The organism is Granulicella aggregans (assembly GCF_025685565.1).
GTDB lineage: Bacteria > Acidobacteriota > Terriglobia > Terriglobales > Acidobacteriaceae > Edaphobacter > Edaphobacter aggregans_B.
The window spans coordinates 2,377,045-2,400,052 of record NZ_JAGSYE010000001.1 but is presented as its reverse complement, the minus strand read 5'-3'; the positions used below and the strand labels follow the sequence as shown (position 1 = coordinate 2,400,052).

Genomic DNA, 23,008 nt, shown 5'->3' with positions numbered 1-23,008 from the left:
GAGCACGTCGATGCTGGTCTTCCCTGGGCCAACCGGAAAGCCCAATGGTCACTTCCTTCGATCTCTTAAAACTCTGGCGTTTCGCGCCGGTCTGAACTGCGGGGAGTGCGTCAATAAGACAGGGCATAGCTGCGCCACGAAAGCGGTTTGCGGGGAGTGGGGGTTGCATAAGTTTCGGAAGACATTCGCCACGCTTCACAACGAAGCGGGCGTCCCAACCTCGACTTTTCGCCTCTGGCTCGGTCATTCAGACCTGGCGACCACAATGCAATATCTTGCGGCGGCAAACCTAAGATCAGAGCGGACCCGCAGTCACGTCAATTCAAGCTTTGCGCTCTTCAGTGCTTGCGGTGCGAGATGACCACGGCGACGCCACATCTCCACACCAATACGGCATTCGAACTCTTGACCGGCATGGCAAGACGCTCAGACATTTGCTTTTGCAGATGACGCCCTACCGGATTCAAGGACGTTCGATTCCTGATCAGCAACGGGAGCGGCCCCCCGAGCGGATTGACGCTTCCAACCTTGCGGACCGCGATTCCTGGAAGCACGACCGGTGGGCTGAAGACCGTCGCCGGTCGTCGATGTTTATACTCCTCTGATCATGGGGTAAAAGACAACTCCGGAATTCAGGCGGAGGCTGGGTCACCCTGTTCTTGTTTCTCCCCGAAATGCGTCAGAAGCTCCTCAGTGAGGAGCTTCTCACCCCACCCTCTAAAATTTAGAAAAAACTCCCCTTATATACGGTGAAACCGCCCACCCGAGGTATCGCTTTGTGGATGACGTTCCACGCATCCGCGAAAGGATACCCGGGACATGAGTCTCAGCGAAGAACTACGGTCTCGTGAGAGCTTTCTCACCACTGTCGAGGTCATGAATCTTCTCCAAAAGACACGCGCAGCCCTGTGCGAGAGGGTTCGATCGGGGCGCATCCCTGCCGTCCGCGATGGCAATGCTTACCTCTTCGACCCACGCGAACTCGCGGAGTGGATTGAGGCACGCAGCACCAACAGTGGTCGACAACAGCATGAGCCATCCCTTCCCAACCGACACGATACTCACTTGTGGATGTCCGTTTGTGGTCGCGATGCTCTCGTTTCCAAGCCAGAGCGCGTTGCCGCAGATCTCGACACCTGCTCCGCTAAGACACCGACAAGGCAAAGCTGTGCACGTCCCGTGCTTCGACGAGGGCATTTGCAAGAGCGACTAACTGATGAATCGCTGGGGTGCTGATCATTACCTCGCATTTTCCAGCTAGCCCGTCGGGTAGTCAATCAGCGTGGTCCTGACCAATGTGCTGTACCAGGAAGAGCCCCGTCTTGATAAGGCGAGATGGGCCACGTCCGCGTGCGTCGTATCTATGACAGACAGTGCTTCTTCTCGCGCCTCTGCTACCACTCGGGCTCAATCCCTGCCGTCTGGAATACCTCGCTGGCTCCAGCCGCGTAGGAATACCTTCGGCATGCGCCGCGCCGACGGGTCTAGAGCGCAGTCATTACGCGAGACGAAGGGACATTGGATGGAGACGTAGACCCGAGTCAGACCGCGCCTGTGCGATCGCGGGCAAGCCATTCCCGTGCGATCGGGTCGATCGCTAAAGAAGACAATCAAAAGAATATTTCGAACAAAATGCGTCCGCAATTAGGGGAACCGATTATTTCGAGTACCGGTCAACATGCACAACCAGACCATGCACCCTTCGCCCAGTCCAGATCCTGAGTCCGTACGCAAATGGACTCAGACTTTGTATCCGCTCTTCGAGACGATGCTCTTGAGCCGCGGACTGCAACTCCAGCCGACCTACACCTGCAAGGACGTCGATGTACTGTTTGGTGTGACCGCTCGCACCATTCAGAGCAAGGTGTCGGATGGCATCCTGCCCAGTCGCAAGCTGATCGGGGGAGGCCGCTTCCTCCCGGCTGATCTCGAGGAATACCTGAGGAACGCTGAAAAGCCCTCACGTCGGTAGTTCCATTTCTAGGCGAGTTGCTTCGCATTTCTTCGAAGTAACTCGCTCCTCGCTCCCCATCTTCTGAGTCCTGCATATTTTCCTCGCTGGGATTCCGCCAGCTTCGCAGGGCTTCGCACTTTACCCACGTTTTGACCCACTGGTCACCAGCTTCTCAAGGCTCAGGTTAGCTACGATTCGCTTCAGCTTGGCGTTCTCCTGCTCGAGCTCCTTCAATCGCCGAGCCTGGTCTACCTGCAGCCCGCCATACTCCTTGCGCCAACGGTAGTACGTCTGGCCCGTGATCCCAGCTTCCTTACAAGCCAATGAAGTCGACTTCCCGTTCGCGATCACCACTTCAATCTCGCAACAGGTTCACCACCTGCTCAGGACTATGCTTTTTCCCGCGTGCCATATTCCGCTCCTTTGATCCCAGTTTGTATCAACTCCACTGGTACAAAAGAAGCCGGGCACTGCACATAGTGACTGTTCGCGTCAACTGACTTGAATGTTCTCACCGGCAATTATTGAGGACAGCGGCCCACCCCGTCTAATCTGATCCTTATGCATACAGCCTAGCGGTTCCTGTTGCAGTATAGGAACCATTGCGGTTCTTCACGGTTTGCTTACATCGATCTCGTTGTCGTCCGAGACGCGGTCGATCAGTTTGTTGTACGGATCTATGCCGGCGCGGGTGGGCGGCTCGTCGACGACGATCTCGAAGGTCTGCTTCTCCTGCGAGAGCTTTTCTTTCTTCAGATAGAGCTGTTTCTCGTGGTCCTTCTTGCCGGAGAAGACGCCGATGTCGATGTAGTCGGCGAGGGGCATGGGTGTCTCGGTGCCGGAGCCGTCGGATCTCAACTTCTTCGCCTGCACGGTGAGTATGACCTTGTATTTTTTGTCGGGCGTCTGGACATAGGTGGCAGTGATGGCTTTGTTGTCGTAGAGGACGATGTTTTCAAAGGTATCGGTGATGAAATACTGGTACTCGGGCGGCGTTTGGGCGCGCAGGGCGTCAACAAACTGGCGTGTGTCGGGATAGGGAACGTCCTGGTTGGTGGTCGCGTTGGCATAACGGTACTGCATGAGGAAGTTGTGCAAGGCCAGGTTGAGCTTGTCCTCGCCGATGAAGTCCGAAAGTCCGTAGAGCGCGAGCGAGCCTTTTTGGTACCAGACATAAGCCTCGCGCTGCACCAGAACGATCGGCGGCTCCTTATGAGCCTCGCCGGCGCGGCCGCGGAGGTAGCCGTCGAGCTCGTGCGAGAGGAACTTCCGCATCTGGGCGTCGCCGTACTTCTTCTGCGCGACGCGAAGGGCGGAGTACTCGGCGAGCGACTCCGACATCATGTTCGAGCCTTCGACGGCGCCGCCTATGAGCTGGTGGGCCCACCACTGATGCGCAAGTTCATGCGCGGTGACGAAGTAGGTGCGGTCGATGTCCTTGTTCGGATCGACCACGCGGTTGATGAAGCCAGTCTCCGCGTAGGGAACGGTGTTGGGAAAGGACTGGGCGAAGTTGCGGTAGCGGGGATACTCCATGACGCGAAACTGCTTGAACTGGAAGGGGCTGAAGTTCTTCTCGTAATACGCGAGACCCGCCTTCGAGGACTCGACCATGTCGGCGACATCAAAGGGATGATGAGGGTCGTAGTAGATCTCGATGTTGATGGGTCCGGAGACGCCTTGATAGACGTCTCGCCTTACGTCGTAACGCGCAGAGACGTAGGCGTGGAAGTTGAGCATCTCGACATCGCCCATGCTGTATTGGAAGTAGTGGCGGCCATTGCTGTGCCAGTCTTTCTGGAGATAGCCGGGCGCAATGGCGATCTGGGGCTTGCCATCGGAATCGACGTCCGAGGTGCTGACGGTGGCGCGGTATGTGACCCAGTCGGCATCCTTGATGAAGAGGTTGGTGCGGCTGCCGACGGGGTCGCCGCGGTGGGGAAGGTCGCTGACTGGACCGAGGTGTTCCTCGCGGCGGCGGCGGGGATCAGAGAGTTCAGCGCGGGCCGAATAGCCAATCGCGGGAAAGTAACTTGCGTCGAAGAATGTGCCGGAGTAGGCGAGTTCGGGGCGCTCGCCGCCGTCCCTGAAGCCGTGCGTGGCGTAGGCGACGGTGAAGTCCATGTTCATCTTGTCGCCGGCCTGCAGGGGCTGGTCGAGAGCATAGATGGTGTAGACATTGCGAGGGCTTGCCGAGACTCTATGGAACCCCCGGTCGAAGCGGACGTTTGAAACGGACTCCTGACCACCGACAATGAGAAGCTGGCTAATGGGCGTAGAGTTCTTGTTCTGGAGCAGATAATGGCCGGTACCGGAGAGCGCGCGACGCTCGGGGAAGATGTCGATGTTCGCATCGACCGCGATGACCTTGGGCTGAGGGAGAAACTCATACTTCTTGTAGTCCCGCTCTAACTGGGCCTGGTCCTTACGCTGCTGGGGCTCGCTAATGAACTCATTGAGGACGTGCGAGTTGTAGAAGTACCAGCTGCCGGTGCCGATGGCGACGAGCAGGAACAGCACGCCGGCCGGGACAAGACGCGGAGCGCGATGGCGGAAGAGACGGATGCGGGCGGACCAACTGTCTTCCGAACCGCGCAGGGCGAGGCCGATCGAGAGCACGCCGAGAAACGCTGAGATCGCGAGCCAGTAAATCTTGGACCAGACGAGTGCGGGGACGAAGTGGCCGTAGCCATTCATGTCCGAGTAGATATAGACCGGGTTGTACCCGAAGAGATAGAGTGTGTTCTCCCAACCGTGCGAGACCAGTACAGCGTCGAGGACGAAGAGACCGACGACGATGGCGTGGCCGATGAACTTGTTCGAGAGGACCGTCTGCAGAAAGAGAGCCAGCAGCGTGTAGATCAGAACCTGCGAGAACACGATCAGGTAGAGCGACTGGGCGTATTCGACCAGCTCGAAGCGGAAGTACCCCGCAATGATCTGGCTGACGATGCCGCACAGCATCACGAGGGTGAGCAGAGAAAATTCAACGACAGCCAGCGCGGCGAATTTTGAGAGCCAGTCAGTGGACTCGCGCATGGGAAGCGCGTCCTGAATGCCAGCAAAGCGCGTATCGCGTTCACGCCACACCAATTCGCCGGCGTAGATGGTGGCTACGATGATGAGGAAGATGAAGGCGTTTCCTCGAATCGCATTGAGCATGAGGAAGGTGACGGGGTATAGCTTGTCGTCATCGAAGACGGTGGCGAAGTGGCCGTTGACCAGGCAAAAGACGAGCAGTACCCCGGAGATGGCCCAGAAGAGAAACTCAGAGAAGATGTTCTTGACCCGCAGTCGCGTGAGCGAAACGAATTGTGCCCAGGTGGTCGTTGAGCCGAAGAACTGGTGTACGACGGGCAGGCGCTCAGCGACCAGTGAGCGGGCAGCACGCGGGGTCGCAGCGTCGTTCTGGCGTTCGCGGGCCGCGCGACGTCCTTGGGAGACAGCGGTCAAGGCTTCGACCGAGATGGGAAAGAGTACCATCACCGTGACGAGGCTTAGGATGCCGACGCCGCTCCAGATAAGGCGGTTGTAGAGGAAGACGCCCGACCACGGAAGCTGTAGCGTGTTCTGCTCCACGGGGGTCCAGTATTTCGTGACGACATTCAGCAGGCGAAGACCGACGGGATCGAAGATGGCCGACCAGAAGTGTTCGAGCGACCCGGTAGCAGCGAAGACGGCCTGGAAGATGAGGTAGGCGACGAAGAAGATGACGCCCTGAAGGTACACGATCACCAGCTTGCGAGTGAGCGCTGCCACGGTGAAGAAGATCGAACCGAGGAAGAAGATCTGGACCACGGTTACGGCGAAGAAGGCATGAAGATACCAGTGGAAGGCACCGTGCGCGATGCGAGCGTGGTCGGCCCAGGGCGCGAAGGTGCCGGTCGCTTCGCCGAAGACGAGACCGCTGAAACAAAAGACGGCGGTGACAAAAGAACCCGCCCAGCGACCGCCGAGGTAGGAGAACTTGGTGATGGGCTTGGTGAAGATGAGCTGGTAGGTGTCTCGCTGGAAGTCTCGCAGGATCGATGTGCCGAAGATCGCCGCGATGACAATGGAGCCGAAGAAGCTGAAGAGGATGTAGATGACGCTGGTGGCGAGCGGACCGTTAAGCAGGACTTTGTCGTTGCCGGTGTTGAGGAAGTCGTCCACGGCGATGCACATGAACGACAGCGAAAACCAGAGCAGGAAGTAGACGTAGGTGGAGATGCTCTTGGCGCGGAACTTTAGCTCGAAGGTGAAGAACTCCCAGAACTGGGTCATGACGCTATCTCCTGGGCTAGTTCTTCGCCTGTTTGGCGAGGTTAAGGAAGTAGACGTCTTCGAGGCCGGAGTCGACGGGGATGAAGCCTTCGCCGGGGCTGGAGTCGGCGTAGATGCGGACCTCGTGCAGGCCGCCGACGAGGTGGGTCGAGATGACGCTGAGGCTGGCTTCGAGCGCGCGGAGTTCGTCGTCGGTCGAGACGACCTTGCTCCAGATCTTGCCCTTCAGCGCGTCGAGCGATTCGGCGGGTGAGCCTTCGAGTAGCACCTCGCCTGAGGCGATGATCGCCATGCGGGGGCAGAGCTCGCGGACGTCCTCGACGATGTGCGTGGAAAGGATGACGGTGACGTTCGAGCCGATGGAGCTGAGCAGGTTCAGGAAGCGGTTGCGCTCGGCGGGATCGAGGCCGGCGGTGGGTTCGTCGACGATGATGAGCTTGGGGTTGGCGAGCAGTGCCTGCGCGATGCCGAAGCGCTGCTTCATGCCGCCGGAGTAGGTGCTGAGCGCCTTCTTGCGGGCGGCCCAGAGGTTGGTCTGGTTCAGCAGCGCGTCGACCATCTGGTTGCGTTCGGTCTTGTTGGTGATGCCCTTCATGATGGCGAGGTGATGGAGCATGTCAAGCGCGGACATCTTCGGGTAGACGCCGAACTCCTGCGGCAGATAGCCGAGTACCTTGCGGATGGCGGCCTTCTCCTTGAGCACGTCGAGGCCATCGAGAAAGATGGTGCCGGTGTCGGGGTCCTGTAGCGTGGCGACGGTGCGCATCAGGCTGCTTTTGCCCGCGCCGTTCGGGCCGAGCAGCCCGAACATGTTGTTGCCGATGGTGAGCGAGAGGTTTTTCAGCGCTTTCACGCCATTGGGGTACGTCTTTGAGAGGCCGGTGATGGTGAGTGCCAAGTATATTCCTCCCGTTCTTGCCATTTTCTGATTCTTTGCGTGACCGCACTCTATCATGGCGCCAGACTTATTCTGCAATCGACTAAGGCGAACACCCATATCGCTTCGGAAGAGACTTCCTGCATAATCGCCAATGCACTCAAGGAGCGTAGATGGGATCGCGGCGGATTGAAAATACCTGGCAAAGTATGCATTTACGCCGGTGCTGCAGTTCAATCGCTTTTATAACCGACATCATGTACTTAACGAGAATGATGTGCCGAAGAAGGCTCTGCTGCTGACGGCATCTCCTTGCGTCTCGCCCGGCAACGGATCTGCTGGACGATGCAGTTGGGCATGCAACACAATTTCGTCTTGCGCGGAAATTGATCGGCTGGAGGCAAAAAATAAGTGGATCAGGTCGCGAGCAACATAGCCAGAGAGAATTTAAGGCCCGATTCGGTTGGCAGATGTCTGGGCCGCTCTCAGCATCGGAAGGCGGGCATCAGCGTCCCGCCAGAGGCGCAAGAATACAGCATAGTCGGCCCTCGCCTTTGCCCTCTCGCCGGCCTGTTCTTCGGCTCTTGCCAGGCCTAACCTTGCGACGGGGCCAGTGATATAGTTCCGCGTCACGCCGTAGTGATCGAGGATGTTTTGAAACGCCGAACTAGCGTTCTCACTTTGCCCGGAGGCCAGGTAGGCTTGTCCGAGAACGTAGACCGGCACCAACGAGAGGTTACCGCTCATGGAATAGGGGGAGGTCGGTGCCAGCGCTTCGAGTGCTCGTCGCGCGCCGTCTGGAGACTTGCCGTCGCCGAGCAGAGCGCAGGCGCGGATAATCGAGACCGCAACCTGTGCAAGCGTGTCTTCCGGAAAGCGCCGGTTGATGTCCGCCGAAGTAATCGCCGCGGCAGTGCGGTCGCCAGAGAGCGCCTGCGCCATACCGGCCAGCGTTTCCACCTCGGAGCTTCTGGATAGGTCGAGACTCGCTTTCGCCTTCTTTCTGGCAACCTGAACGTTGCCCGCCAAGGCCTCCTCAAGCGCAATCTCCGCCAGGCTGCCAGCAGCATCTTCGGAATCCTGTTCGCGAAGGAAGTCCTGGACGGACTGTTCATTGAGCGAGCGCGCGAGCGCGAACTTCCCGAAGGAACTCGCGCTTAGCGACTCGAGTTCGAGCATGTTGCCGCTCCAACCCGGCTGCGCTCGAAGATACGAGGCTTCAGACGCCATCGCCGCACTGTCTTTCTGAAGGAAGTCGATCTCATAGAGATAGTAGTGGTGAACGGGGCTATCGTTGTGCCGCGCGACCGCATCAAGCAGCACCGCCTTCGATTCTTCGACTCGATTCAGAAAGAGCAGTGTCGTAGCGAGCCGAGAGGTGTTGACAACAGGCGTGGCAGGGCTGTTCTTCACCAGCGACTGCACCATGGTGAATGCGCGCTCGTACTCTCCAGTCGTGAGATAGAGCTTGAGCAGATTCGCGACGGGATCGCCGTCATGAGGATAGGTCTCAGCCCAGGTCTCGAGGATCTTGCGAGCAGCCGGCAGATTGCCCGTGGCGTACTGCTCATAGTGCGACTCAAGATAGAGCCTCTCCCGGTCGCTTACCCGGCCGCGTAGCTCGTAGGCCTTGCGCGTCGCCAAGACGCCCTCCTGGCTGGAATCGCAGACTCCCAGGCGGCCGTAGGCCATCGCAAACTCCGGATCGTGGGAGATGGCCTGCTTGAAATAGGCGATGGCGGCGGGACCATCTCCACGGTCTTGCGCCTGTCTGCCAAGGCCGTAGGCCTCCAGCGCTTCGAGCGATCCCGTGGTAACGCCCTCGGGCGGCGCGTCATACTTCTCAAGAGATTCCAGAGATTCGCCCAGGCGGCGGCGAAGGTTGCCGGCCGCGATGCCAAGCGCATGCAGTACATGCTCCTTGCTGTCGGCAGTCTCCTGGTCCTGCGCCAGCAGGTCACCCGTCTTGCACTGGAGCGCCCTCAGTCCGAGGACATATTGGCTCCCCAGCCTAGTAATCGACCCATCGATGACGGCGTCACTGGCCGTCCGCTGACAGACCTGGCGTGCCAGCTCGGAGGTAAGACGCGCGTCCACAGGCTGGGCCATCAGCTTCATGGCCTGGGCGATGCGGCTGTCCGAGAGCAATCCCAGGTTGGGCGATTGGTCCAGTTGGGCGGCTAGACCCTGGCGGAGCGCCGTGTCAAAGGCGGGATCGCCCGTGGTGTTGGTGAACTCAGCCAGGACTATCGTGCCCTCGACCTTGGCTCCCGTCTTGCTCCTGGCACGCCAGACCCAAACCGATGCGATACAAACCAGGACAAGCGTAGGGACGCCAAGCAAGACCCATCGTCTCAGCGCCGAATGTCCCGTGTGCCCCATATCCGCGGAGACTGGATAGACTTTCACGTGGACGGAAGGTTCGATAGCCGGAGCCAGAGGATTGGCGTCCCCGACTGGAACCCCGCTGTTCTCGTCGCCATTCAACCGGGGTTCGCCTTCAGGAATGGTCTGAGGCGCAGGCACCTGCTCCACTTCTACCGGAAGGACGGCAAATTGATAGCCCGCTCCGGGAACCGTGACAATGTACCGGTTCTGACCTGGCAGCTCGCCGAGCGCCTTACGCAGCAAGAAGATGCTCTGCGTCAGGTTGGTCTCTTCGACAAAGGCCTGCGGCCATACCGCGTCCATGATCTCGCGCTTCGTCAGAACTCTTCCCGGGTTCTCTAAAAGAAAGAGTAAAAGCTGGAAGGCCTTCTGCGGCACCGAAACGGGCACGCCGGCACGGCACACTTGACGCCGGACAGGGTCGATCAAGAAGTCGTCGAACTGATAGAAGCCGAGTGTTTGCATGGGGTTGACGCCGTTGAGAAGTATTGAGACCGATTGATTGGCATAATTCGCGGGTCTGGGGCGAATCTTGACCTGCTCGAAATCTGGCCCATGGCTTTTGCACCTAAAGCTACCAGCGGCCACCTATGCGGGCAAGAGCCGAAGTTGTCTTTTTCGGGCGAAGCCAGGAGTTGCTGCTATGAAAGATCGTCTTCTCGTCGTCTCTACCGCCGTCTTTTTGCTGCTTTCGGCAGTCTCGGCACAGGCAGCCTCCAAGGACGCCTGCAGCTTCCTCACACCTCCCGAAGCACAGGCGGCCCTTGCCTTGCCCGTCGGACCGGCCCGATCGGAAGATCGATCGTCCGGTGCCGGGCAAGGCAGTTCCTGCCGATACCGCGCCACGAGCGGTCGTGCCCTGAGCGGCAAGACGGTCTCGCTCAACGTGCGCTACAGCGAGACCGACCTGACAGGCAGCGCCGAAGCCATCGGAGAAAATCTCAAATCAGCCGGCTTCAAAAATGTCCACGACGTTGCCGGCATCGGCAGCGCTGCGATCTGGGGCAGTAACTCCATTCTTGGCAGACCCCAGGGGGAACTGACAGTGATCGTGGGCAAGTCCGTGATGCTCATCGTCATCCTTGACGGCATCGCGAACGAAGAGGACGCTCTCGCTCGCGCAAAGAAGATTGCGGCCAGGGCCATCGGCAGACTATGAAACGCGCCTTCACCATCCCACACCGGAGACCCAAGATGAACTATCCGCTCCAAGCCCTTACCTGCCTCGCCTTGACGCTACCTGTCGCGTTGTCTGCTCAATCGCCTTCCAGCTCCTTCGTCGCGGCTACCTCCGCGGATGAAGCCGCGATCCGGGCGATCGTGGCTTCTCAATCAGCCTCTCAGGAAGATCCGCACGTCGCGTCCGACCTCGATTGGGAGAACGCGTTTGGCGTTCGCTTTACCAACCTCAAGAAGCGGAACGATTGGTTCAACACCTACATAAAGTCGCCGTTCAAGGACGCGACCGACGAAACGCTTGAGGTGAAGATCCGCCTGCTTGAACCCACCGTCGCCGTGGCTGACGAGTATTGGCACATCGCCGGACAGGTCTATGCTGGGGAGACCAAGCCAGGAGCCGATCGCTGGGGCCGCACCACGTACATCTTTAAGAAGGAAAATGGCATTTGGACGGAAGTGATGGAGCGCGTGGCCGACCTGCGCGGCGCCTACTTCAAACACTACGACACTCTTCCGGCCGCAGTTCCCCTTCCGGCAGCCACGCTTGCGAGCTATGCAGGCACGTATGAGATTGCGCCCGGCCGCACCTTCACGATTGAAGTCGCTGGCGATCATCTTTCAGTTACAAGCCGAGGACAGACTTACACGGCTATCCCTACCTCTCCCACGGAGTTTCTCGGCTTTCGTGGCGACAATGCCGCCAGTTATCAAAAGCTGTCCTTCACGACCACTCCGGGCACCATGCCCAAAGTGGCGATGAGCTATGCGGACGGGACACCCATCGCTACTGCGACAAAGGTCAAATGAGACTTCCTTACTCCGAGCTCGCCTCTGGGCTTGCTCTCCGCCGGCTGACCCAATGTCCAGCCATCAATCACTCCCCATCCACCGCAACTTCAGAGAGGAACTTATGCCCCATACATTTCCGATTACCATCGACGCAACAGCATTGAGCAACGCCGCCTATCTCATAATGGATGCCAGCGAACAAAACCTTTTTCCACCTACTTCGACACAGGGCTTGGGGTGGACCGCAAACACTCAGGCCTACACGGTCGAGATGGCCCTGGGGGACTATCTCTTCCAGATAGGCTCGGCCGAGATCAGCACCTTTCACTTCCAGGTATCCAGCATAGGGACGATCAACTACGCCGCCGAGTTCGCGTCGTTTCTTTCAGGCGAAGGAACCTCGGAGCTGCGCGTCCTGGGGTATAAGGTGCAGATCGATGCAAGATACATCACGGCTGACGTCGTCTGGTCCAGCAATCAGGTGTTTACTCCAACCCCGATCTCTCTAAGCACCTTTACCTTAATCCCATCGCCAGACTATGGGCTGTCCGATCCGAATGAGTCCTCCGATATGGACTGGGGTTTCGGTCTCGATGGAAATGGCAAATTTACATACAAGCCGGAGTTCGACTATGCGAACGGAGGATTTCTTGAGGGGCAGGGAACTTCCACCCTGGTGCTCCTCGGGTATCCGCTCCTTGTAGACGCACGCAATGCCGGCGGTGCGGGCGTGCGAGTGGTTCCGGGAACCGGCGTCCCCTTCGCCACGTCCGGCGTCACGTATGTGAATATGCTGCCCGAAATTCTCTACACGTTGCAGTTTCAGGACGGCGTCGCATCGCTTGCCCAGTTCAAGCTGACCGACGCGGGCGAGATCATTATCACGCAGGAACTCCCGTGGGAGCTTTCGATTGACAGCTTTCATCCGCATGAGGGCTTGACGACATCCAAAGGCGGCCTAGGGCTTACTCTGCCCGTGGGTGTCCCAAGGCTGACCGTGAACCGTGTTCTTCTGACACATCCAACTCTAGAGACGAAAAAATCTGGAGAGCTGGTTGGAAGTAAGTCGTAGACGGTGTGTCCGGGATGGGCCGTCCAAACGAACGCCCATACCGGACCTTCTTATCAAGAATCGGAGCAGCATATCCCCATATCCCATTCTTCCCGGACGAAGACTCCGCGTGCAACGTCTGCATCCGGCCAACATTATCGATCACCAGCGGCGTGCGCGCCCTAAAAGGAAATCCCATGTCCATGATCTCTACCGACATCACCACCAGGATCAGCATTGTCGACAACATGCCTATCGTAGATGAGAACGACCCTCTTCAGACGCAATCGCCCAACGGGAACCATTAGCCGCCGACCGGTTACGCCTGCTACGACGCCTCGATCTGCGCGATTTTGAACGCGGTTATCGCCGACGCCAATAACAAGATCACGCCAAGATCCGGCAGCCGCACCCTCACCTGGGAGAACATCACTGCCTCCAGAGGAATCCCCGTCGAGATCAATCGTTTTGCATATCAACTGATCTTCGGCGGTACACCCAATGCCCTCTACTACCCCGAATTCCTCGCCGACCTCGGCCCGCTCTACCAACTCTCGACCACTGAGATCGACCCCTACAACTGCGGGAAATTGCCCGCCTCTGTGGTTTTCACCAGCAATCACGGAGTCAGCTTCCGCGACTTCGTGACCTCCAACACAACCCACATCACAAACCAGTACGTCATCGATCTAATGAATAAGGACTTCGGCGTGATGGTTGGCTTCATCTGGACCACTCCATCCGCCACGGGCGACGTCGTTACCCTTACACTCGGTGAAACCCACAAACTCGTCTTCAGCGGCTACCGCGCCGGCACCTATCCCTTGCGTGTCAACAACACCTTTGATAAAGGTCAGCAGTGGGTCCGCCTTCTTCCCTTCGACCAGGCCACACGCCCTCTCGGCGCCATCGGGCTTGGTCCTGCCAATATCGATCCCGTTAGCCTCGCAGCTGTATTCGAGGCCGGCTTCGGCAACTTCTACCTTGAGTGGGAAACTTCTCCGCAACCCGACACCCCCTTTGCATCATCGGCCAGCTCGACGCCTTCTCACTGAACTGGCCCCCGCCTCAGCGTGTCTTCACCGCCACATGGGGAACGTGGACCCATCTCATCTGCCTGCCAAACACCGAAATCCTGTTGGCCTATAACTCTGCTACCGGCGACATCTCCTTCGCCAACGTCTCGCCCCGCGGAGTGGTCACCGTTTGGCAGCGCGCCTGGATCAAAGGCTTTACCCATCTCATGCCATTCAATATGGACAGCCAGAACTATCTCCTCACCTACTCAAGCGTCACCGGTGCTGTCCAGTACAGTCCCATCGCCGCCAACCTTCCGGGCCCACCTTCGAGTCCCGGCGACTGGTCCGGACCTTGGGGTCCCGGCTTTACAAACTTCATGCCCTTCACCATCCAGAACGAGCCACACTTTCTTGCCTACAATACCTCCACTGGCCTCGTCCATCTCGATCGAATCGCGGCTAACCTCGAGGGCTCCGCAAACCGCTTTGAAGCCACATGGGGCCTCGTAGACTCACTTCCTCTCTATGACGTTCGAGGGTCAACCTCACTACATCGCCTATAACCAGGCACCCGGAGATATGCAGATCGTTAACATTAGCACTCAGTCTGGCGTCGGCGGAGCCCAGCCCGGCAACGATCTATTTCTGAACTTTCGTTACTCCGGCAAGTGGCCCACCGGCTATACCAATATCGAGATTCTTGCCGGTGAAGGCATGCCCCATTACCTTGCTTACGATTCCTCCGCTCAGGCCATAAACTTCGGTCGCATGCGCATCGACGCCAGCGGCACAGATCGTCTCTGGGTAGACAGCCTTCATTCAGGTTTCACCATCACCGCATCCTTTCTTACCGCCAACCAGCTCAATTACTTCATCCTCTACGATCCCCAATCGGGAGCAGCAGAGTTCTACGAAGCTACCACCTTCTAAATTGAGTCGAGCTCGAACCGATATGGGCGACTAGCAATCGAACCGTGGCTTCCGCCTGACCCTAGATCCAGATATAAACAAGAACGGAATCATGGGTACAAAGGCACCGATCGCCGTTGCCGCGAAGCCGGTGAGAGCTGCAACCGAAGGATTCTTGAGGCTTTCCTCCGAAAGGTTTGCCCCGGTGCGTGCGAGAGCTTTCAAAAAGCTCTCTTTGTTCTCGGCGAGCGGGTGCGACAACCAGCCCGCGACGTCTTCCGGCAGGCCGCGTAGCTGCAGGCTGAGCGCAAGGACTTCGCGCGACTCCGATTCATCGAAGTCCACAGCCCTGCGCTCGCGCGCGATCACAGCATCGTAGATCTCCCGCTCGCTCTTGCCGTGAGATAGGCTCCGGTCCCTGCGGATAGAGCGCTGCCCATCATGCCTGTGAGACCCGCTATGAGGACATACCGGCTTTGTCCGAACGTGGCTCCCGCTACCCCTGAGACGATACCAAATATAGAGCCGAGACCCTCGTGAGCTGCATATATGGCTTCGTTCGTCCACCCTGCGACTTGTGGCTGCTGCTTTCTGCGGGCAGCCAGGAGAGCGGCGAGCGCAGCCCTCGCATCGTAATCATCCATTACAGGAAGAGGTGGCCGGGCGCGGATAAGTGCACTGAGCATCCCGTAGTGTTTGTTCTCGTCGGCAATCACCGCTTGAAGGATTCTTTGACATGTCCGGTCCGGGAGCAACGGACGCTGCTGCTCGTGTCGCTCGATCTCACTTCGCTCCTTGGCTCGAAGTTGATGAAGTTCGGCATCAATCCCGCCCGTCGCACTTGAAAAAGAATTTGCGCCTCCACTTTGCATGCCTCTATAGAGCGGCTCGGGGCCACCGAGAACGGCGATCTGAGCGGCCCAGAGATGGGCATGATGCTTTTCCGCCGATGCCAGACCCCGCATCACATTGCGCCGTATGGCATCGAGTTCCGCCAGGGCGAGAGTCTTGTAGGTGGCATGGTCTTCCATCTCAGCCTGCCAGTTGAACTGCAAGATGGCAAGTAGAGGTGGACCCGCGTCAGGCTCGGGCATGCGTTCTCGATCCGTAGCGGCCATGAGAGTGGTTAGGAGTAGCGAATATATTCAGAGGGCGATTTTAAAGGGGCGATCCCGCCAACGATTTCAAGAGGCTGAGTCACGGGGCGCTGCAACTTTGGAGAAGTTCACTACGAAACCTTGCCGCTATCGCCGGATGAAGTTGCCGCGCTGCGAAGTAAGAGGACTGGGCACTCAGCGAGCTTGATCAACTTCTCTGCGGTCGATCCGAATACGATTGGACGCCAGCCGGACATGCCGTGGGTGGAGATGACTAACAAGTTAATTCCTTGTTGTTCGATCGTTGAAAGCACCTTATCAACAACGCCATTGCAGATCTCGACTTTGAAGCTCGCCTCAATCCCTTTGCCAGATAAATCAAAGACCGACCGGGTCAGCGTTTCCTGTGCCTGCTTTTCTGCGGCAAGAAGGAACTCCTGGCTCTCAGGAAAAGGCGTAGGAAGATCATCTCCACTCACGATCGGCGGAATCGGGATGACATGCAGCAGAAGAACTTCGGCATGGAAGAGGAGTGCCAGATCTGTAGCGGCTTCCAAAGCTTCGATGGACGACATGCTGAAGTCGTTTGGGACAAGGATTTTAGTAGGGTTGAAGTGAGTTCCAGCTGTTGGCATGATGCTCCTTGCTGGCAAAGAGGCTCAGCCCCTCAATCATCCGCTACGTTCTCTGTCAGAGGCTGTGCCCAATTGCTCAGGGAGGTAGCGGATGTTGAAACAGGGGCACGTCGCCAACATCCGCTACTGCAAGGTCTGCTAGCAAAATTGGAGGACAACGCGTGCGGGTACATCTCCGTGCTCGAGGCGCTTGAAGATGTTGTTGATCTCGGAGAGCGGCTGCAGCTCGATATCCGCCTTCACTTTGCCTCTCACTGCGAAGTCGAGCGCTTCCGCCATGTCGGCACGCGTTCCTACGAAAGAACCGCGAATGGTGATGCAGTTTGCGACCACATCAAATAGCGGGACGGGAAACTCTCCCGGAGGCAGGCCTACGAGAGCACAGGTGCCGCGTTTTCGTGTCATGGCGATGCCTTGCTTGAACGCGACGAGTGACGGGGCGGTGATGAGCACGCCATGGGCTCCGCCGCCGGTCTCGCGCTTGAGTTCGACGGCCGGATCACTGGTCCTCGCATTGAAGGTGAGATCGGCGCCAAGCCTCTTGGCCAGGGCCAGCTTGCGATCGTCTATGTCGACGGCACACACGAGGAGACCCATCGCCTTCGCATATTGGATGGCGAGATGACCAAGGCCTCCGCAACCAGAGATGGCGACCCATTGACCTGGTTTCGCTTGAGTCTCTTTGATGCCCTTGTAGGTGGTGATGCCGGCGCAGATCAATGGCGCTGCCTCTGTGGGCGAAAGGCCTTTGGCTATGTGAGCGACGTAGTTGGGGTCGGCGAGAATATATTCGGCGAAGCCGCCATTGACGGAGTATCCGCCAAAGCGCGCATCCGGGCAGACGGTCTCCCATGCGCTGAGGCAATACTCGCAGTGGCCGCAGGCCGAGTAGAGCCAAGGTACACCGACGCGATCGCCTTCCTTGACGATGGTGACCCCGGCGCCGACAGCGGAGACGATGCCAATGGCTTCATGGCCAGGTATGAACGGTGGCTTCGGCTTCAGGGGCCAGTCGCCGTTGGCGGCGTGCAGATCGGTATGGCAGACGCCACAGGCCTCGGTCTTGACGACGATCTGACCAGCTCCGGGCGTGGGTATGTCCCACTCGCGCAGGACAAGAGGCTTGCCGAACTCCTCCACGACAGCAGCCTGCATCTGCTTCGGTTTGTCGGCGTTGGTGCTTGAAGAGCTGTCGGTCTGGCGTGACACTGCGGGATGTTCAAGAACAGTTCCACTGGTGGGCATCGGCATCTTAGTTCCTCTTTGCAGATTGTGGGCGCAGCGGCGGAGTGAAGTAGAGCCGCATTGCTCGTTGGGTAAGTTGTCTGCCGGCACAGTCGCCTTCTTACTCTTCCAGTGCGTAACTGACTGTGTGAGCAAAACGACACAGCTTTGACACCAGCCAGTGGAATACCGTTTGAGGACATGCTGTGATCTCTTTCTCTACCGAATGCGGTTGATAGGAGATAACCAGAAAGGGGAATAGAATGCCCGGAAACAAGCAGGTGAAGTTCAATCCGGCACAGTATATGTCGGCCTCTGCCTTGACTCATAAGACAGTGCGCGTGTTGGCAGGCCACGTCTTCTATTCGCAGGGAGATGACGCGAACGCGCTCTTCTATCTGGAGTCTGGAAGGGCCAAGCTCATTGTGGTCTCAAAGCGGGGCAAGGAAGCGACCGTCTCTCTGATGGTCGCCCACGACTTTATAGGCGAAGAGTCACTTGCAGGGGCCGCTGGCGTTCATGCCGCCACCGCCATGGCAATCACGCCTTGCGTCGCTCTTAGGCTTGACCGCGACGAGATGGTTCAACTGCTGCACCGCGAGCATGAATTCTCTGACATGTTTCTGAAGTTCGTTCTCGCCAGAGCTATTCGGACACAAGAAGATCTAGTGGATCAGCTCTTCAATAACAGCGAGAAGCGTCTAGCGCGGACCCTCTTACTGATGGCGCAGTTTGGAGATTCCGGCGTGCCGCAGACGCTGATACCTCCCGTAACTCAAGAGGCGCTTGCGGAGATGATCGGCACCACCCGATCCAGGGTAAGTAAGTTCATGAATCGGTTTCGCAAAATGGGGTACATCACCTACAACGGACGGATTCATGTCCACAAATCTCTATTGAACGTTGTGCTGCACGACAAGCTGCCAGATCAAAATGCGAAGCGACCGGTTACTCTGGATCCCGAACGCACGCCCGCGGAGAAGAAGAGACGAGCGAAGATCATTTGAGGTGTGACCCGTTGCGTCTAAGCATTTTCTTCTGGAGGCAGTTCCTCCAGTTCGAGGCTCCAAGGAACACCTTTTTGGCGAAACGCGTTGTGATGCACAAAGTCCTCTAAATCTCGTCTGACGCGTATCTCTTCGATTGATGGATCTGCGGGGTAGCCCAGGCCACAGGCAAACGCGATCTTCATCTGTGGTTCGATCTTGAGAACTCGTCGCACTTCCGATTCCACATGGCTATCAGCAAAGACCGTGAGTATATGCATGCCGACGCCGAGCGATTCCGCCGTCAACCACATGTTTTCCATGACGCATCCGAGTCCCATGAAGCCGAGGGTGTCGCCCTCTGAACCCGGGGCTCGTGACTCTGAGTCGTAGAGCACAACGAATAGGACCTTGGGTTTCAGCAACGTCTTCCCCAGATAGGTAAGCTGCGACCTATAGTCCGAAGTGGGATTCCAGGCTTCGGGATCAACCCATGCGCGGGGATAGATCCCGGCCAGCGTACCGATCTTTCTGACGCGCAACTCGGCTTCGCTTGTCGATAACAATGCGTAGTTTTCCTTGAGATAGGCCTCGGACATCTCGGCTGAAAGCGCCCCGATTAACGTCAGTGTCTTTGGGTCGTCTACCACCACGATCTGGAAGTTCTGCATGTTGTTCGGCGTTGGCGCCCATCGCGCAGCTTCCAGTATCCGAGCCAGGATCGGTTTAGAGATGTTGCGATCGGGATTGAACTCGCCTCTGCTCGAGTGCCGCTTTCGGATGAGATCTAAGAGCGGGTCATTCCCATCCCCAATTGCAGCTTGATACTTCACAGCGGAATTCGTTTCTGTTTTCACAATGAGCCTTTCGTGGGCTGCTGAAGCAGAGTGAATCGCCCATCACTGAGCTAGAGCATGCCATGTCCCGCTCGAAAGAGTAGGTCTCTATGGCTCATCTCAGATTTACGGTTGAAATCTAAACATCTCCCCGAAAGAGGCCACGGCCTCCGAAGCGGGCGAGCAAGATCCTGCAGAGAACAATCTGTTGAGCACGATTGCTCAGCGCAGGCTCAGGCTAGCGGAGAGACTTATGCCAGAAGGTTCCGGGGGTCGTCAAATCGACCGTCCTGACTTCGAGGTAAAACATATGACAAGCAGCATGACCGACCTGGTTTCAGAAGATCGCGGTCACGGACTGAGCGGGTTGTCGCTTACTCAACTGGAAGTGACGCTGGTCGCAGCGAATCTCCTGCTCGACGCATGGCGAACGACTCGCCTTACTGACTTTGAGCGTTCCATCGAAAGTTCGCGTTTAAGGGGGAGTTCGTATGACGGTGGCAACTGACTCTGTGAGATCAGTCACAGGAGAGACATTCGACGCGCTGGTGCTTGAGGCCACGCATCCTGTGGCCGTTGAGTTTATGTCCTACGGTTGCGAACACTGCCGCTTGCTTGAGCCAGTGTTGCAGGAGGTCGCTGAGAGGCTAGGTTCCCAGGAGGCTCTGTTCCGGGTAAACATCGCGGTAGACCAGGAGCTCGCGAATCGGTATGAGATTGAAGGAACTCCGACACTTGTGATGTTTCTCGGAGGAGAAGAGATAGGGCGTGCGGTTGGGCCTGATCCATCGGTGCAGGTCCTGTGGGATGCCGTCACTCGGCCCTTCCAGGAGTCAGAGTAACTATGGAGCGAGATCTGAGCAAATCGATCCTCTTATTTAACGATGAATGTGCGGTATGCCGGTTTATTGCACGCTGGGTGAATCGATCGGTGGAACGGCAGGAAGGAGACTCTTCTCTCATTGTTCGGCCGATCGGTAACGACCCGCTTGCTTTGCGTGCGCTGAATCCGGAATTAGACATATGGGACGCCTACGCAAACATTCATCTCCTAATGCCTGATGGGTCCATGAGAACGAATGGAGAGGCCGTGGCCGAGACGCTACGCAGACTGCCGATCACGCGGTGGCTGGCGCGGAGCTTCGATGTGAGCGTCTTCGGGAGGAGGCCCTTCCAGGCGATCCTGAATGCCGCCTACACGGTGTTGGCAGATTTGCGACCGCTGCTTGGATGCGAGAGTTGCGGAATACCTCCTCCGTGGCTGCGGCCGTTTCATTGGATTGCACAGCGGATCAAAGGCCGCGCGAAGGCCAGGAATCACACGGTCACAGCGGCCCGTGCGACTCCGCCCATTCCGGTGAAGATGAGTGAGCGAGCGGATGTTGCTTAGGTAATAGGAAGCGATGTTCGATCAGTGGAGATCGACAACGAAGTTGATGGTCTGTGGCTTATATTCGTCCAACTTGCTCAACTGCCTGACCCTGGATTTGTGCCCACGGAAGTTGACCCACAGGCGATAGTCGATATCGCCATCGAGGCGCCTGAAGCTATATCTTCCGTCGCGATCCGTGATGTAAGAGACGACCCCGAGCGATACGCAATTTTCCACTTCGACTACTGCTCCTCTGAGCGGCTCATGTTGGTGGTCGGTCACTGTTCCGGATATGTCCCGGGTTCTGAACTGTGCTACGGCCAAGGCGGACCAGAGAGACAGGAACGTGAGAAGGCTAAAGGCGGTCAGGTTGCAACTGCCACGATGTCGATTGATCATGATGCCCCGTTACACCTGACTTTAGATGCTACGTAGTCGCGTGCTTTTGGCTTCCCCGGTCGCTGGGTTCAGATTCCCATGTATTCGGGGGTGTAGTCCTGAAAGAGCCCGTGTCCAGGGTACATGATACGGACCCGCGTCTCCTCATCGTGCTTGAGCATCTTGACCCAATGCCAAGCGTGGGAGAGTTCGGAGTTCTGGTAGTAGCGGGTCTGGGCTTGAAGGGCTGCTGTTGCGACGAGTACCATGCTGGCGACCTCTTCCCATTCGGAGGCACCGACGATCGCGAGCCGGGCAATTTGACTTGTATGGCGCTCCAGGAAGCGCATCTCGTTCCAGCGTGCAGTCCAGTCCGCCCCTTCCATCTGGGTAAGGTCAGCGAGGACGCCAATTGGTTTCTTGTAGCCGCCGATCATGGCGTCCAGCTTCGAGAGAAGATCGGTCGTATCCGCTGCCGTCAATTTGCCGTGGACGGAGAATCCGAAGGCCGGACCTCTCGCTTCTTGCAGGTGTTCAATCATTGTTTCTCCGAGCGATGAAGATGATGCGCTGTAAGCTTTGCGGGGGGAGGAAGCTCCCAGCGAAGCCCTGGTGGGCTGGAGTTCGAGTAGCGAGAAGCTCCAGCCCATTCGGTCGGGTGTTACGCGAAGACGGTCTCGCCATGCACCGTGTAGGAGGTGTGCTGCGTGCCTTCAATGATCGCTTTGGCGCGGCTTACCTGGTCGGGTGAGCCGTGAACGATGAGGAGATACTTGTCAGTCCTGAGAGCGACTTCATATTCGAGGACGCTGTCCTTTGGGATGCCGATGCTTACAAGGCCAGCGCCGATCGCACTAACACCGCCCACGACGACTGCTCCTTCAAGTCCAGCGACAATCCAGGCGACAAATGGGCCGGCGACGAGGATGGGGCCAAGGCCGGGGATGGCGAACATGGCAGATCCGAAGAGCAATCCCCAGAAGCCTCCCCAGAATGCGCCCATCTTGCCCCAGTACTTCATTCGGTCGCCGGCGTTGTAGTAGCCGACGACGTGTTCATCGGTATGGGTGTCCTTCGCCGCGATCGAAAGGCTCTTCATATCGACTCCAGCTTCCTGGAGTTCCTTGATTGCAGCTTCAGCCTGCGCGTGCGTACTGTACACGGCGACTATCGAATTCAGCGTCGACATTTGTTTCTCCTGTTTTCATGAACGGAGCGTCGCAATTGACGGGATTGTCTTCGCGAGGCCTGACTGGAGTATGGTCTTCCGTCTGCGGAGATGTAGAGCTCTAGGGCTCACGTGAGCTCGGTGGCTAGTCGACATGTCGATGCTCGGTTAGACGACGGCGATCATGTGCTGCTTCGCGATGGCTTCGATCTCGGGCAATGTCAGGGCCGACAGGTCGGCTGTCTCTGTGGTGATGACGTGACGCGAGATATCGTGGTGGTTTACCTTGAGATACTCTGCCAGATGATCGACGGCACTGCTCTTGCCGGTACCGTGTCCGATGAGAACGATCTCGCTGGCCGGCAGGAGGTCCTGGGCAATCTCTTCATAGAATGCCTTGTCTTCCGGTGTCCGCTCGCCTTTGTAGTGCGCTTCTTTCTTGTGGATCAGATGATGGTGGAAGCCGAACGGGTCGTAAGGATGCGCTGTGTGCTCTGACTCCGGGATCCTGCCGTCGACGTCTTTATAGACGTGCGCTCCATGGTGATCGATGACGACAACCATCCTGCAGGGCTGAGATGGAGCGCCGGCTGGAAGCTCCGGACCAGCGTCGCGGAGGAACTTTCGTAGACGAGCCACTTCATCAATGCCGAGCTCGTGGCTGTGGGGGTGCTTGAAGAACGCTCGTTGAGTTCCGACCAGGAAGACCGATTCATCGTGACCATGAGGCTGCACTTCGCCAAGGTGCGCGATGAGTTCCACGGTGTCAGCCCAGTTGAGACTTCGGGGAAGCTTGCCTGTCAGGAGAGTTGTGTGAAGGAGATCGAGATCGTGACGCAGATGGGTGCTCATACTTCCAGCATGGCAGCGGGAAGGCAATCCA

General features: G+C 57.7%; 23 protein-coding genes and 2 pseudogenes. 13 read left to right on the top strand and 12 right to left on the bottom strand.

The window, feature by feature from the left end; all coding sequences use genetic code 11:
* Positions 1-10: 10 nt before the first annotated feature.
* The 3 genes from OHL18_RS23285 (at position 11) to OHL18_RS09500 (ending at position 1,972) form a co-directional block, all read left to right on the top strand.
* Positions 11-361, top strand: coding sequence for a tyrosine-type recombinase/integrase (locus OHL18_RS23285; RefSeq protein ID WP_396274245.1), 351 nt, complete (start codon positions 11-13; stop codon positions 359-361).
* A 458-nt stretch (positions 362-819) separates the two neighbouring features.
* Positions 820-1,236, top strand: a complete 417-nt coding sequence (locus OHL18_RS23280; RefSeq protein WP_396274213.1) for a helix-turn-helix domain-containing protein — start codon at positions 820-822, stop codon at positions 1,234-1,236.
* A 532-nt stretch (positions 1,237-1,768) separates the two neighbouring features.
* Positions 1,769-1,972 carry a helix-turn-helix domain-containing protein gene (locus tag OHL18_RS09500; protein ID WP_263374563.1) on the top strand — a complete coding sequence of 68 codons (204 nt, stop codon included), beginning with the start codon at positions 1,769-1,771 and terminating at the stop codon, positions 1,970-1,972.
* A 123-nt stretch (positions 1,973-2,095) separates the two neighbouring features.
* Here the strand turns inward: OHL18_RS09500 and OHL18_RS09495 are convergent.
* The 4 genes and pseudogenes from OHL18_RS09495 to OHL18_RS09480 all read right to left on the bottom strand — a co-directional run.
* A pseudogene (locus OHL18_RS09495) lies at positions 2,096-2,366 on the bottom strand (transposase); the annotation flags it as partial.
* A 200-nt stretch (positions 2,367-2,566) separates the two neighbouring features.
* Positions 2,567-6,217, bottom strand: a complete 3,651-nt coding sequence (locus OHL18_RS09490; RefSeq protein WP_263374562.1) for a M1 family aminopeptidase — start codon at positions 6,215-6,217, stop codon at positions 2,567-2,569.
* 16 nt (positions 6,218-6,233) lie between these two features.
* Positions 6,234-7,115: an ABC transporter ATP-binding protein gene (locus OHL18_RS09485; RefSeq protein WP_263374561.1), complete on the bottom strand. Its 882-nt coding sequence runs from the start codon at positions 7,113-7,115 to the stop codon at positions 6,234-6,236.
* A gap of 426 nt (positions 7,116-7,541) precedes the next feature.
* Positions 7,542-9,947, bottom strand: a complete 2,406-nt coding sequence (locus OHL18_RS09480; protein WP_263374560.1) for a winged helix-turn-helix domain-containing protein — start codon at positions 9,945-9,947, stop codon at positions 7,542-7,544.
* A 178-nt stretch (positions 9,948-10,125) separates the two neighbouring features.
* Here OHL18_RS09480 and OHL18_RS09475 point away from each other — a divergent pair, with 178 nt between their 5' ends.
* The 6 genes from OHL18_RS09475 to OHL18_RS09450 all read left to right on the top strand — a co-directional run bounded on the left by OHL18_RS09475 (position 10,126) and on the right by OHL18_RS09450 (position 14,450).
* Positions 10,126-10,641, top strand: coding sequence for a hypothetical protein (locus OHL18_RS09475; protein ID WP_263374559.1), 516 nt, complete (start codon positions 10,126-10,128; stop codon positions 10,639-10,641).
* A gap of 35 nt (positions 10,642-10,676) precedes the next feature.
* On the top strand, positions 10,677-11,468 hold the full coding sequence (locus OHL18_RS09470) for a DUF3471 domain-containing protein (RefSeq protein ID WP_263374558.1): 792 nt from the start codon (positions 10,677-10,679) through the stop codon (positions 11,466-11,468).
* 103 nt (positions 11,469-11,571) lie between these two features.
* Positions 11,572-12,522: a hypothetical protein gene (locus OHL18_RS09465; RefSeq protein WP_263374557.1), complete on the top strand. Its 951-nt coding sequence runs from the start codon at positions 11,572-11,574 to the stop codon at positions 12,520-12,522.
* A 332-nt stretch (positions 12,523-12,854) separates the two neighbouring features.
* Positions 12,855-13,556: a hypothetical protein gene (locus OHL18_RS09460; protein ID WP_263374556.1), complete on the top strand. Its 702-nt coding sequence runs from the start codon at positions 12,855-12,857 to the stop codon at positions 13,554-13,556.
* A gap of 83 nt (positions 13,557-13,639) precedes the next feature.
* The gene (locus tag OHL18_RS09455; RefSeq protein ID WP_263374555.1) at positions 13,640-14,083 is read left to right on the top strand and encodes a hypothetical protein; all 444 of its coding nucleotides are present in this window, start codon (positions 13,640-13,642) and stop codon (positions 14,081-14,083) included.
* Between the two features lie 16 nt (positions 14,084-14,099).
* Entirely contained in the window at positions 14,100-14,450 is a 351-nt protein-coding gene (locus OHL18_RS09450) for a hypothetical protein (RefSeq protein WP_263374554.1), read from the top strand.
* A 30-nt stretch (positions 14,451-14,480) separates the two neighbouring features.
* On the opposite strand, the pseudogene OHL18_RS09445 reads toward OHL18_RS09450, so the two are convergent.
* From OHL18_RS09445 to OHL18_RS09435, 3 genes and pseudogenes are all read right to left on the bottom strand, one after another.
* A pseudogene (locus OHL18_RS09445) lies at positions 14,481-15,460 on the bottom strand (VIT1/CCC1 transporter family protein).
* 197 nt (positions 15,461-15,657) lie between these two features.
* Complete coding sequence (locus tag OHL18_RS09440) at positions 15,658-16,161, bottom strand: universal stress protein (protein WP_263374553.1); 504 nt, start codon at positions 16,159-16,161, stop codon at positions 15,658-15,660.
* A 138-nt stretch (positions 16,162-16,299) separates the two neighbouring features.
* Positions 16,300-17,412 carry a zinc-dependent alcohol dehydrogenase gene (locus tag OHL18_RS09435; RefSeq protein WP_263374552.1) on the bottom strand — a complete coding sequence of 371 codons (1,113 nt, stop codon included), beginning with the start codon at positions 17,410-17,412 and terminating at the stop codon, positions 16,300-16,302.
* A 236-nt stretch (positions 17,413-17,648) separates the two neighbouring features.
* Here OHL18_RS09435 and OHL18_RS09430 point away from each other — a divergent pair, with 236 nt between their 5' ends.
* Positions 17,649-18,392: a Crp/Fnr family transcriptional regulator gene (locus tag OHL18_RS09430; RefSeq protein ID WP_263374551.1), complete on the top strand. Its 744-nt coding sequence runs from the start codon at positions 17,649-17,651 to the stop codon at positions 18,390-18,392.
* A 17-nt stretch (positions 18,393-18,409) separates the two neighbouring features.
* Here the strand turns inward: OHL18_RS09430 and OHL18_RS09425 are convergent, their stop codons facing one another.
* On the bottom strand, positions 18,410-19,228 hold the full coding sequence (locus tag OHL18_RS09425) for a nitroreductase family protein (protein WP_263374550.1): 819 nt from the start codon (positions 19,226-19,228) through the stop codon (positions 18,410-18,412).
* 232 nt (positions 19,229-19,460) lie between these two features.
* Here OHL18_RS09425 and OHL18_RS09420 point away from each other — a divergent pair, with 232 nt between their 5' ends.
* From OHL18_RS09420 to OHL18_RS23275, 3 genes are read left to right on the top strand one after another with little or no spacing between them, the layout of a single operon-like run.
* Positions 19,461-19,715 (top strand): hypothetical protein, encoded by a 255-nt coding sequence (locus tag OHL18_RS09420; protein WP_263374549.1) that lies wholly within the window; start codon positions 19,461-19,463, stop codon positions 19,713-19,715.
* Positions 19,699-20,049: a thioredoxin family protein gene (locus OHL18_RS09415; protein WP_263374548.1), complete on the top strand. Its 351-nt coding sequence runs from the start codon at positions 19,699-19,701 to the stop codon at positions 20,047-20,049. Before OHL18_RS09420 ends, OHL18_RS09415 begins: the two co-directional genes overlap by 17 nt.
* A 2-nt stretch (positions 20,050-20,051) precedes the next feature.
* Positions 20,052-20,597, top strand: a complete 546-nt coding sequence (locus tag OHL18_RS23275; protein ID WP_396274206.1) for a DCC1-like thiol-disulfide oxidoreductase family protein — start codon at positions 20,052-20,054, stop codon at positions 20,595-20,597.
* A gap of 21 nt (positions 20,598-20,618) precedes the next feature.
* On the opposite strand, the gene OHL18_RS09405 is transcribed toward OHL18_RS23275, so the two are convergent.
* The 4 genes from OHL18_RS09405 to OHL18_RS09390 form a co-directional block, all read right to left on the bottom strand.
* Positions 20,619-20,978 (bottom strand): carboxypeptidase-like regulatory domain-containing protein, encoded by a 360-nt coding sequence (locus OHL18_RS09405; RefSeq protein ID WP_263374546.1) that lies wholly within the window; start codon positions 20,976-20,978, stop codon positions 20,619-20,621.
* 68 nt (positions 20,979-21,046) lie between these two features.
* Positions 21,047-21,499 (bottom strand): SpoIIAA family protein, encoded by a 453-nt coding sequence (locus tag OHL18_RS09400; protein ID WP_263374545.1) that lies wholly within the window; start codon positions 21,497-21,499, stop codon positions 21,047-21,049.
* A 119-nt stretch (positions 21,500-21,618) separates the two neighbouring features.
* Positions 21,619-22,146: a general stress protein gene (locus tag OHL18_RS09395; RefSeq protein ID WP_263374544.1), complete on the bottom strand. Its 528-nt coding sequence runs from the start codon at positions 22,144-22,146 to the stop codon at positions 21,619-21,621.
* A 147-nt stretch (positions 22,147-22,293) separates the two neighbouring features.
* Positions 22,294-22,977, bottom strand: a complete 684-nt coding sequence (locus OHL18_RS09390; protein WP_263374543.1) for a hypothetical protein — start codon at positions 22,975-22,977, stop codon at positions 22,294-22,296.
* Positions 22,978-23,008 lie beyond the last annotated feature (31 nt).

What these genes read in the sequence shown, in the direction of transcription:
- OHL18_RS23275 (WP_396274206.1), top strand. Translation starts at nt 20,052, where the DNA reads ATGGAGCGAGATCTGAGCAAATCGATCCTCTTATTTAACGATGAATGT.
- OHL18_RS23285 (WP_396274245.1), top strand. Translation starts at nt 11, where the DNA reads ATGCTGGTCTTCCCTGGGCCAACCGGAAAGCCCAATGGTCACTTCCTT.
- OHL18_RS23280 (WP_396274213.1), top strand. Translation starts at nt 820, where the DNA reads ATGAGTCTCAGCGAAGAACTACGGTCTCGTGAGAGCTTTCTCACCACT.
- OHL18_RS09415 (WP_263374548.1), top strand. Translation starts at nt 19,699, where the DNA reads ATGACGGTGGCAACTGACTCTGTGAGATCAGTCACAGGAGAGACATTC.
- OHL18_RS09420 (WP_263374549.1), top strand. Translation starts at nt 19,461, where the DNA reads ATGCCAGAAGGTTCCGGGGGTCGTCAAATCGACCGTCCTGACTTCGAG.
- OHL18_RS09440 (WP_263374553.1), bottom strand. Translation starts at nt 16,161, where the DNA reads ATGCCAACAGCTGGAACTCACTTCAACCCTACTAAAATCCTTGTCCCA.
- OHL18_RS09470 (WP_263374558.1), top strand. Translation starts at nt 10,677, where the DNA reads ATGAACTATCCGCTCCAAGCCCTTACCTGCCTCGCCTTGACGCTACCT.
- OHL18_RS09450 (WP_263374554.1), top strand. Translation starts at nt 14,100, where the DNA reads ATGCAGATCGTTAACATTAGCACTCAGTCTGGCGTCGGCGGAGCCCAG.
- OHL18_RS09500 (WP_263374563.1), top strand. Translation starts at nt 1,769, where the DNA reads ATGCTCTTGAGCCGCGGACTGCAACTCCAGCCGACCTACACCTGCAAG.
- OHL18_RS09490 (WP_263374562.1), bottom strand. Translation starts at nt 6,217, where the DNA reads ATGACCCAGTTCTGGGAGTTCTTCACCTTCGAGCTAAAGTTCCGCGCC.
- OHL18_RS09480 (WP_263374560.1), bottom strand. Translation starts at nt 9,947, where the DNA reads ATGCAAACACTCGGCTTCTATCAGTTCGACGACTTCTTGATCGACCCT.
- OHL18_RS09395 (WP_263374544.1), bottom strand. Translation starts at nt 22,146, where the DNA reads ATGTCGACGCTGAATTCGATAGTCGCCGTGTACAGTACGCACGCGCAG.
- OHL18_RS09465 (WP_263374557.1), top strand. Translation starts at nt 11,572, where the DNA reads ATGCCCCATACATTTCCGATTACCATCGACGCAACAGCATTGAGCAAC.
- OHL18_RS09405 (WP_263374546.1), bottom strand. Translation starts at nt 20,978, where the DNA reads ATGATCAATCGACATCGTGGCAGTTGCAACCTGACCGCCTTTAGCCTT.
- OHL18_RS09435 (WP_263374552.1), bottom strand. Translation starts at nt 17,412, where the DNA reads ATGCCGATGCCCACCAGTGGAACTGTTCTTGAACATCCCGCAGTGTCA.
- OHL18_RS09475 (WP_263374559.1), top strand. Translation starts at nt 10,126, where the DNA reads ATGAAAGATCGTCTTCTCGTCGTCTCTACCGCCGTCTTTTTGCTGCTT.
- OHL18_RS09390 (WP_263374543.1), bottom strand. Translation starts at nt 22,977, where the DNA reads ATGAGCACCCATCTGCGTCACGATCTCGATCTCCTTCACACAACTCTC.
- OHL18_RS09400 (WP_263374545.1), bottom strand. Translation starts at nt 21,499, where the DNA reads ATGATTGAACACCTGCAAGAAGCGAGAGGTCCGGCCTTCGGATTCTCC.
- OHL18_RS09430 (WP_263374551.1), top strand. Translation starts at nt 17,649, where the DNA reads ATGCCCGGAAACAAGCAGGTGAAGTTCAATCCGGCACAGTATATGTCG.